Consider the following 9,888-nt stretch of genomic DNA (forward strand, 5'->3'; position numbering starts at 1 on the left):
GAATCAACCGCTTGCGCTTCAGCGAAGAACTCGACCACCGAAGCGAGGGAGATGAATCATACAGCAACCAGAGCCGCTGTCAACACCTCCGAACAACCCGCGCTCAACCCGGAGGCCGAAGACGCAGCAGGGAAACCACCCTGCACTTCCACCACCAATCCGACTCAAGCACTTGATTTACAAGACTTTTTCGATCAGCTTGCCGCTGGAAGTGGGGCGCATTATAGAGACATCGGCGGCGACGTCAACGACTTTATTGAAATGATTCCGCCAGGAAGGCCCGAGCACATGCGTTGAGTGCACAACCGCCAGGAGCACCATATATAAGGACTGATACGGGGATACGCCGACCGCAATCGTCCCAAGCTGATGGCACAAAGCAAACAGGGGGCCTGCACCTTGGTGCAGGCCCCCTGTCGATGATCCGGCGGGATTCGAACCCACGACCCCTGCCTTCGGAGGCCAATGCGGTACAGGAATCTCAGCTAACTGAAAGCGCCCTAAAGTGACTGTAAGCCACGTGGTGCAAGGCTTCGAGCGTTTCTCGGCAATGTGGCTTCACGTCATCTGCCGTCACTTAAACAACAAAATCCTAGGCACAGAAACGAAATCAAGCTGAGGCGCTTTTGACCACTAGCTACAGTAGGTCAGATGGCAGCCATTGTACGAGCCCCCAGCGCCATCGACCAGCTTTTGCAAGGGGGGCTTCTCCTCCCCCATCCCCTTCATGCCACCTGCGCTGTAGCTGATGACGAGGCCAACCAGCATGTACTCCCACGCATCAGGCCGACCCTTAGCCGCGCCTCCTGCCTTGAATCCACCTCCCTGCCCACACCTGCGCAATAAATACGTATCATCAGGCCATCGATCGCCACGGCAGCCTCAGCACCCAGACTGAGCGCCCCCAGGGAGTCGGCCATCATGGAAGAAAGCGCTCAACAGCGCTCAGAGCGCTACATATCCGCGCGCAACCAGCATCCAGCCTGGCTCCTGCTCGCGTCTCGCAGAGCACCGTTGGTATTGGGCTGCCTGCGTACCCTGTTCGAGCGAGCTCATGACGGCATTGCTATAGAGGATGCGCTCCAGGCACTGGCGACAATCCTTGCTGCCTATACCAGCCAAGACCTTTATGAGATCAGTCCAGAGGATACGCACCTGCAGGCTGGTCGCGAACTGCGAGAGTGGATCAAGCGCCGCCTGATCATCGAGCGCGAGGGACGGATCTACGCGACCGATGCTCTGGAGGTCGCCATCCAGTTCGTGGAGTCCCTGGACAGTCGCATCATGACCTCCACCGCCTCCCGCCTCTCGGTGGTCCAGCGTGAGATCGAGAATCTGGAGACCAGCCTGAATCCGAGCAAGGAAAGCCGCATCGCCAGTCTGCGCCGTCGAATCAAGGATCTGGAGTTCGAACTGGAGCAGGCCGAGGCCGGACAGATAAGCGTGCTGGACGAGGCCCAGGCGACCGAAGGCATCCGCGAGGTCTACAACCTGGCGGTTGGGCTGCGCGCCGATTTTCGCCGGGTCGAAGACTCCTGGCGCGAGGCGGATCGTGCACTGAGGCAATCGATCATCAGCGAGCAATATCACCGTGGCGAAATCGTCGACCGACTGCTCGATGGCCAGGACGCGCTGCTGAATACGCCAGAAGGTCGCGTGTTCGACAGTTTCCAACAACAGCTACGCCAGTCCATTGAGCTGGACAACATGCGTGCACGCCTGCGCACCATCCTCCGCCACCCGACGATCCCCAAAGCCCTGAACCGCTCGCAGCAAATGGAACTGCAATGGCTGGTCTTGCGCCTCGTCCAGGAAACACAGAGCGTCCTCCAGGCTAGAGCACGCAGCGAAAGGGACGTGAAGGGATTCATGAAGACCGGCCTCGCCGCAGAGCATCACCGGGTAGGACACCTGCTGAACGAGATCTTCAACCTAGCGCTCAATATCGACTGGCAGCGCCAATCGGTACGCCGCCAGGCCGTCCCACTCCCGCCGGTTGGCGTAGCTATCACCAGTGTGCCGGCTGCCGAGCGTTTGCGCTTCAAGGCTCTGGATGATGAAGAGCGAAGCGAGCTGAACCTGCATGACAAACAGGCTGGACTGGATCAGATCGGCGATGACTTCTGGGACGCCTTCGACGGCCTGGATCGAGAAACGCTGATCCGCAACACATTAAGCGTACTGGCCGAGCAGCGCAGGCCTGTGAGTCTCGGCGAACTGGCACATCTGCTGCCTCCCGCGCATGACCTGGAAACGTTCGCACTCTGGCTGGGAATGGCGCGCGAGGCCGGCATCAAGGTGCTGGACAAAGAGAGGGAAACAGTGGAGCTGGTGGACGACGAGCAACGTCGCTGGATCTTCCACTTGCCGTATGCCGGGCTGGAAAGCGAGGCGCTCAAGGATATCGACTGGGAGTTGTGAGCATGGCAGGCATTTTTGATCGCATTACCGGAGCCTCCACAGAACGCGACACCCTGCAGGCTTCGCCGCAGAGGGGAATAGATGACGACTCCCCCAGTATCGAGTTACCCGAGTCGCTCGATGAACCTGTCGATGAGCCCAGAACACCGCAGCGAACCCGCGAAACCGTTCAGGAATTGCTCAAGTACGGACTGCTGGAAGAAAGCCACAAACCCAACTTGTATCGCACCGCGCTCACCCAGCACGAAGATATAGCCCGAGTTCTGGAGCCCCTCGACCTGCGCATGGGTGTCGATGAAGTACGCGGCTTGGTATTCGTGACCGTACGGCAGGACGAAACGGCCGAACAGGATGAATGGTCTCACCCGCTGGTACGCAGGCAGCGTCTGAATCTGGAACAGTCCCTGCTGATCGCAATCCTGCGTCAACACTTCATTACCTATGAACAGGAAAGCGGGACCGGCGCCAGCCACGCACAGGTCGCCGTCGACGACCTGATTCCGCAACTGCAGGTCTATCTCGGTGATCTGGGCAGCGATGCCCGGGAGAGAACTCGTGCTATTGGCCTGCTGGATCAGCTCAAAGGCCATGGCTTGGTCTCGGCTCTGGATGCCCATGATCGGGTGATCATCCGCCCCATCATCGCGCACCTAGCCAACCCGGAGAACCTTCAGGCACTGCTGGCGTGGCTGCAGGCACAGATCGATAAGTCGAACGAAACCACTGAGCCGGCGGCTGGCGAGGAGATGGAATGAAACAGTCGACGCTTTGGCGTAACAGCGAGACCTTCATCCTGACTCGCTTGGAGCTATACAACTGGGGCGGGTTCCAGGACTTTCACCATGCTGAGATAGACCCTGCCGGCACAGCGGTGATCGGCCCCACCGGCAGCGGCAAGACCACTCTGGTCGACGCTCTGATGACACTGCTCTGCGCCAACCCACGATACAACCTAGCCTCCACCGGTGGACATGAAAGCGACCGGGATCTGGTGTCCTATGTCCGCGGTGTTTCCGGCCCAGGCGATGGCGGCCCCGGTCAATCCCATATCGCCCGCCCCGGAAAAACAGTAACTGCGATCGCCGCCACACTCGAGCGCGACGGTCAGCTGGTACGTCTGGGCACCTTGCTTTGGTTCGAGGGCATAAGCTCCAGCGCAACGGACATGAAGAAGTTGTGGCTATTTAGCGAGGCGCCCGAACAAACCCTGGAGCACTGGCTGCACCTGCATCACGAAGGCGGCATGCGCGCACTACGGCAGATGGACAAGGACAGCACCGGCATCTGGACCTACCCCAGCAAGAAGGCCTTCCTGGCCCGGCTGCGCGACTACTTCGAGGTTGGCGAGAACGCCTTCACTCTGCTCAACCGCGCCGCGGGCCTCAAACAGCTCAACAGCATCGACGAAATCTTTCGCGAGCTGGTGCTGGACGACAACTCGGCCTTCGAGCGCGCAGCCGAAGTCGCCGCCAGCTTCGACGACCTTACCGGCATCCATCAGGAACTGGAAATCGCCCGCCGGCAACAACGCTCGTTGCAACCGATCGCCGATGGCTGGCAACGTTATCAGGCGCAGCAGCGACAACTGGAGGACCAGCAGGCGCTCGATGCCATCCTGCCCGTGTGGTTCGCCGAACAGGCCCATCAACTGTGGCAGGCAGAAACCAGCAGGCTGGACGCTGCGTTCAGACAGGCAAAGCAGGAGCAGGACCAATGTCAGCAGCGCCTGGATGAACAGAAAGGGCTGGTCGACCGGCAACGGCAGCTTTACCTGAAAGCCGGGGGGGCTGGCATCGATCAGCTCAGAGGGCGCATCGCCGAATGGCAAAAATTCCGTGCCCGACGAGAGCTCCAGGCGACCCAATATCAGCGGCTGGCCAGAAACCTCAACCTGGCGGACGAGCTTTCCGCGACGGCCCTGCACGCCAACCAGGAAAAGGCCCGTGAGCGACTACAGAGCCTGGATGCGCAGATCAGCGCAGCACAGGAGCAGGCCTTCAAGGCGGGGGTTGCCGAACAGGCGCTGAAAGAGCAGCTCGGCGAGCTGCAACGGGAAAAGGCCGAGGTGGAGCGTCGTCCGGGTTCGAACCTACCCGGACTACACCAGGCCTTCCGCAGCGAGCTGGCTAGGGCACTGGGGCTGGATGAAGCAGCCCTGCCCTTCGTCGCCGAACTCGTGCAGGTCAAACCCGAGGAGCAGTCCTGGCGCGGCGCCATCGAACGAGCGATCGGCAGTCACCGGCTGCGCATCCTGGTACCGCCGGAGTCATCCAGATCCGCACTGCAGTGGATCAACCAGCGGCACAATCGCCTGCATGTTCGCCTGCTCGAGGTGAAGGAACCTGTTTCTCGCCCACGCCCCTTCGAGGATGGCTTCACCAACAAGCTGACCTGCAAGGAGCATCCTTATCGCGCCGCGCTCGAAGCGCTACTGGCCGACAACGACCGGCACTGCGTCGACAGCCCAGAGCAGTTGCGGCAAACCCCGCACGCGATGACGGCCCAGGGATTGATGTCCGGCAAGGAACGCTTCTTCGACAAGCAGGACCAGAAGCGTCTGGACGAGGACTGGCTCACCGGTTTCGACAACCGAGATCGCCTGGCTTATCTCACTGAACAGATTCGTACCCTCGAAACGCAGCTGACAACCGCGACGCAAGCCCTTCGTATCGCGCAGGATGCCGCTGGCAGTCTGGAGGATCAGTACCGCGCGCTGGAGCAGCTCCAGCGCCTGGAGTTCGAAGAGATCGACCTGCCCGGCGCGCAGCGCCAACTCGACGAATTTCAGCAGCATCTGGATGCCCTGACCCGCCCAGACTCCGATGCTGGCACAGCCAAGGTCGAACTGGACAAGGCAGAAAGCCTGCACAAGGAGCTGGACCAGCAGCTGAGGAAGGCCATCGAAACCTTCACCGCTGCAAAGAAAGATCTGGAGCATGCCGACGCAGCACTGCGCAGAGCCTTTCAGCGCGCAGGGCAGGGGCTTAGCGATGCTCAACGCACCTTGGCAGCCACGCACTTCCCGCGCTTGGCGCTCGAACAGCTGGACGACCTCCAAGACATCGAGCGCAAGCATGCGCACGAGCTACAGCAGCAGCTCAAGGCTGGCGGCGAGAAGCTGCAGAAGCTGCGCGAAGAACTCATCAAGCGCATGTCCGATGCTAAGAAGGAGGATACCGGCGCCCTCGCGGAAGTCGGGAGGGAACTGGAAGACATCCCACAGTATCTAGCACGCCTGCAGGTACTGACCGAGGAAGCCCTGCCCGAGAAGCTCAAGCGCTTCCTGGATTACCTGAACCGCTCCTCCGACGACGGCGTGACCCAGTTGCTCAGCTATGTCGACCACCAGGTCGCCCTGATCGAAGAGCGCCTAGAGGATCTGAACAGCACCATGCGTCGAGTCGACTTCCAGCCCGGTCGTTACCTGCGCCTGGTAGCAAGCAAGGTCGTGCACGAGAGCCTGCGCAGCCTGCAACGCGCGCAGCGCCAACTGAACTCGGCACGCTTCACCGACGACAATGGCGAAAGCCAGTACAAGGCCCTACAGGAGCTGGTGGCCTTGCTCAAGGATGCCTGCGAGCGCAGCCGCACCCTAGCCGCTCGCGCCCTGCTGGACCCACGCTTTCGCCTGGAGTTCGCCGTTTCGGTGATCGACCGGGAAAGCGGCGAGGTCATCGAGACCCGCACCGGCTCACAGGGCGGCAGCGGCGGCGAAAAGGAAATCATCGCCTCCTATGTACTGACCGCCTCCCTGAGCTACGCGCTCTGCCCGGACGGCAGCAGCCGGCCGCTGTTCGGCACCATCGTCCTCGACGAGGCCTTCTCACGCAGTTCCCATGCAGTCGCCGGACGCATCATCGCGGCCCTGCGCGAGTTCGGACTGCATGCCGTGTTCATCACCCCGAACAAGGAGATGCGTCTGCTGCGCCACCACACCCGCTCGGCCATCGTTGTTCATCGCCGAGGACCGGAATCCAGCCTGGCCTCGCTGAGCTGGGAAGCCCTGGACGAACTTCGCCAGCAACGCCGCCAGGTCCGCCATGAAGTCGCCCAGTGATATCGGCCAGAGCCTGGCCCGCCAATGGCAACAGCCGCGCATCCGCCGGGAGCGCCTGCTCGATCCCGGCGGCTGGCCCCGCGACTTCACCATCGGCAAACCCTCGGCTGGCCTCTTCTCGGCCAATCCCCAAGCCGTGCAGCGGCATGTCGAAGCCTGGCGGCAAGTGCGGATCGGTGAGGTCACGTGGGAGCCCGTCGACTACCGTGCCGCCCTCGGACCGGTCCAGGTGCCCATGACCTGGCGGTTGCGCAGCCCGTCGGAGTGGGTTGCTGCTAGCGGCGATCCCGAAGTGATGCGTGAATACCGGATGCTCGAGGCGCTGGTGGAGCAGACCGACCGCTGCTTTCACACCCTACTTGTCAGTCAGCGCAGTCTCTGGCTAAAAAAATCAGCCGACGAGGTCATCACCACCGCACGACTTGCCGCTCGACTGTCGCCGGGCTGCGCCCAGGGGCGCCCCTTGCGCCTGCTGGCCGAGCTCGGCGTGGACACCAAGTTCTTCGAGCGCAACACCGCCCTGCTGACCAGGCTGCTCGACGAGCGCTTCGAAGGCGAGGTGTCCGCACAGGGGCTGACGACCTTCCTGGATGCCTTCGAAGACAGCAGCCACTGGGTACTGGTCGCTCCGCTGTCACCCGGCCTGCTGCCGTTCAAAAGGCTCAGGCTGACCACCGCTGAACTGGCGGAAGTCGATCTGCCCTGCTCCCGTGTGCTGGTGGTAGAGAACGAACAGTGCATCCACCAGTTGCCCGAGCTACCGGACACCATCGCGATTCTCGGCGCCGGACTGGATCTGCAGTGGCTGGGCTCCCCGTACTTGGCCAGCAAGTCCCTCGGCTACTGGGGCGACATGGACACCTGGGGGCTCTTGATGCTGGCGCGCGCGAGGCAACGACAGCCGGCCATCCGGGCGCTGCTGATGGAGAGGTCGATCTTTGACCGGTACGCATCGACCAGTGCGGTCGTCGAGCCGGTCAAGGCCCAGGACTCGGCCCCCGATGGTCTACAGCCCGACGAGGCCGACCTCTATCGATACCTGCTGACGCGGGAGTGTGGTCGTCTGGAACAGGAATATCTGCCAAGGGACCAGGTGGAAAGGATCATGACCGCCTGGGCGATGTGAGCTGCCCGGGTTGGGCACCCAAGACAGGGTGCACTGGTCAAGATGCTGCGTTTGGCCGGCATGGGGGAAATTTTGCGGGAGGAACCGGCTCAGGGACCGAACCGGCGGCGCCTCGGAAAAAGGCGTGTAAATCAAGAAGATATGGCGCACCTGGCGGGATTCGAACCCACGACCCTTGCCTTCGGAGGGCAATACTCTATCCAGCTGAGCTACAGGTGCGTATGTGTTGCAGAGACCTATTTGACCACTAGCTTCCGAGCTTCTCAAGCCGCTGACCCCTGCCTTCGGAGGGCAGTACTCTATCCAGCTGAGCTACGGATGCTTGTGAGAACGGACTGGCAGACCGTTCGCAACGTGCGGCCACATGATACGCATGTTGGCCACAGCCGTCCATGGCGTCGAGGATCGTTCGCTATCCCGAACATTTCGATCCATCCGATAACCTATGTCTTTGAAAAATTTACATTTTCAATCATCTACGTTGTTTTTTTTGCACACCCCATTGCGCGCACCCGTGATCGACCCTAGGATTGTTTGACATTTCGAACATCCCGCCGGAGACCGCGATGGAACTGAAAGACCCCAGCCTGTTCCGCCAGCAGGCCTACGTGAACGGTCATTGGTGCGAGGCCGACAGCGGCGCGCGGACCGACATCTTCAACCCGGCCAGCGGCGAGAAGCTGGGCAGCGTGCCGAACATGGGCCGTGCCGAGACCCGCCGTGCCATCGAGGCGGCGCGCGTGGCGCAGCCGGCCTGGCGCAAGCTGACCGCCAAGGAGCGCGCTGCCCGCCTGCGCCAGTGGTACGAGCTGATCCTCGCCAACCAGGAAGACCTGGCGCAGATCATGACCGCCGAGCAGGGCAAGCCGCTGGCCGAGGCTAGAGGCGAGGTGGCCTACGCCGCGTCCTTCATCGAGTGGTTCGCCGAGGAGGCCAAGCGCGCCTATGGCGACGTGATCCCGGCGCATGCCGCCGACAAGCGCATCCTGGTGCAGAAGGAGCCGGTCGGCGTCACCGCGGCGATCACCCCGTGGAACTTCCCGGCGGCGATGATCACCCGCAAGGCTGGCCCGGCGCTGGCGGTGGGCTGCGCCATGGTGCTCAAGCCGGCACCGCAGACCCCCTTCTCCGCCCTGGCCCTGGCCGCCCTGGCCGAGCGCGCCGGCATCCCGGCCGGCCTGCTCAGCGTGCTGCCGGCGGACGTCGCCACCAGCCGCGAGGTGGGCGCCGAGCTGTGCGAGAATCCGGTGGTGCGCAAGCTGTCGTTCACCGGCTCGACCGGCGTCGGCATCAAGCTGATGGAGCAGTGTGCGCCGACCCTGAAGAAGCTGTCGCTGGAGCTGGGCGGCAATGCGCCCTTTATCGTGTTCGACGACGCCGACCTGGATGCCGCGGTCGAAGGCGCGATGATCTCCAAGTACCGCAACGCCGGACAGACCTGCGTGTGCGCCAACCGCATCTATGTGCAGGACAAGGTCTACGACGCCTTCGCCGCCAAGCTGGCCGCCGCAGTGGCCAAGCTCAAGGTGGGCAACGGCGCCGAGGCCGGCGTGACCACCGGCCCGCTGATCGACGCCAATGCCGTGGCCAAGGTGCGCCAGCACCTCGACGACGCGCTGAGCAAGGGCGCGCGGGTGATCGCCGGCGGCAACGGCCTGGGTGGCAACTTCTTCGAGCCGACTATTCTGGTCGATGTGCCAACCAGCGCGCGAGTCGCCAAGGAAGAGACCTTCGGCCCGCTGGCCCCGCTGTTCCGCTTCCGCGACGAGGAGGACGTGATCGCCCAGGCCAACGACACCGAGTTCGGCCTGGCTGCCTACTTCTACGCCCGCGACCTCGGCCGCGTGTTCCGCGTGGCCGATGCGCTGGAGTATGGCATGGTCGGCATCAACACCGGCCTGATCTCCACCGAGGTGGCGCCGTTCGGCGGCATGAAGGCTTCCGGCCTCGGCCGTGAGGGCTCCAAGTACGGTCTCGACGAGTATCTCGAGATCAAGTACCTGTGCCTCGGCGGCATCTGATTTCGTACGAACTCCGGGCCACGGCCCGGGGTGGGTGGAGGCCGTGTTTTGTCGGCGACGGCCCTTCACCCCTCCTTTCCGGCCGGCCTGCCACCGGCAGGCCGGCCCCGACCGACGCTCCGACTGTCCTGCGTGAGTAATGCCATGAGCCAGACCAACGCCTCCCTGCTGCAACGCCGCCAAGCTGCCGTCGCCCGCGGCGTCAGCCAGATCCACCCGATCGTCGCCGAGCGCGCCGAGAACGCCACCGTGTGGGACGTCGA

General features: G+C 62.7%; 7 protein-coding genes and 1 tRNA gene. 7 read left to right on the plus strand and 1 reads right to left on the minus strand.

The window, feature by feature from the left end:
- The 5 genes from E5198_RS18500 to E5198_RS18520 all read left to right on the plus strand — a co-directional run.
- Window positions 1-297: hypothetical protein (locus tag E5198_RS18500; RefSeq protein ID WP_218569070.1), on the plus strand; the 297-nt coding region annotated here is incomplete at its 5' end.
- 624 nt (window positions 298-921) lie between these two features.
- Window positions 922-2,421, plus strand: a complete 1,500-nt coding sequence (locus E5198_RS18505) for a DUF3375 domain-containing protein (protein ID WP_136491426.1) — start codon at window positions 922-924, stop codon at window positions 2,419-2,421.
- A gap of 2 nt (window positions 2,422-2,423) precedes the next feature.
- Window positions 2,424-3,176 carry a DUF4194 domain-containing protein gene (locus tag E5198_RS18510; protein WP_136491427.1) on the plus strand — a complete coding sequence of 251 codons (753 nt, stop codon included), beginning with the start codon at window positions 2,424-2,426 and terminating at the stop codon, window positions 3,174-3,176.
- Window positions 3,173-6,478: an ATP-binding protein gene (locus E5198_RS18515; RefSeq protein WP_136491428.1), complete on the plus strand. Its 3,306-nt coding sequence runs from the start codon at window positions 3,173-3,175 to the stop codon at window positions 6,476-6,478. The genes E5198_RS18510 and E5198_RS18515 overlap by 4 nt, the downstream gene beginning before the upstream one ends.
- The gene (locus tag E5198_RS18520) at window positions 6,462-7,604 is read left to right on the plus strand and encodes a Wadjet anti-phage system protein JetD domain-containing protein (protein ID WP_136491429.1); all 1,143 of its coding nucleotides are present in this window, start codon (window positions 6,462-6,464) and stop codon (window positions 7,602-7,604) included. Before E5198_RS18515 ends, E5198_RS18520 begins: the two co-directional genes overlap by 17 nt.
- A 142-nt stretch (window positions 7,605-7,746) precedes the next feature.
- Here E5198_RS18520 and E5198_RS18525 read toward each other — a convergent pair.
- Window positions 7,747-7,823, minus strand: a tRNA-Arg gene (locus E5198_RS18525).
- Between the two features lie 347 nt (window positions 7,824-8,170).
- Between E5198_RS18525 and gabD the strand changes: the two genes are divergently transcribed.
- Both gabD and E5198_RS22095 read left to right on the plus strand, forming a co-directional pair.
- Entirely contained in the window at window positions 8,171-9,625 is a 1,455-nt protein-coding gene (gabD, locus tag E5198_RS18535) for an NADP-dependent succinate-semialdehyde dehydrogenase (RefSeq protein WP_136491430.1), read from the plus strand.
- A gap of 144 nt (window positions 9,626-9,769) precedes the next feature.
- Window positions 9,770-9,888, plus strand: a 119-nt coding sequence (locus E5198_RS22095; RefSeq protein ID WP_256659159.1) for a hypothetical protein, incomplete at its 3' end; no start/stop codon positions are given.

It is taken from the genome of Pseudomonas sp. A-1 (genome assembly GCF_004801855.1).
Classification (GTDB): Bacteria; Pseudomonadota; Gammaproteobacteria; order Pseudomonadales; family Pseudomonadaceae; genus Geopseudomonas.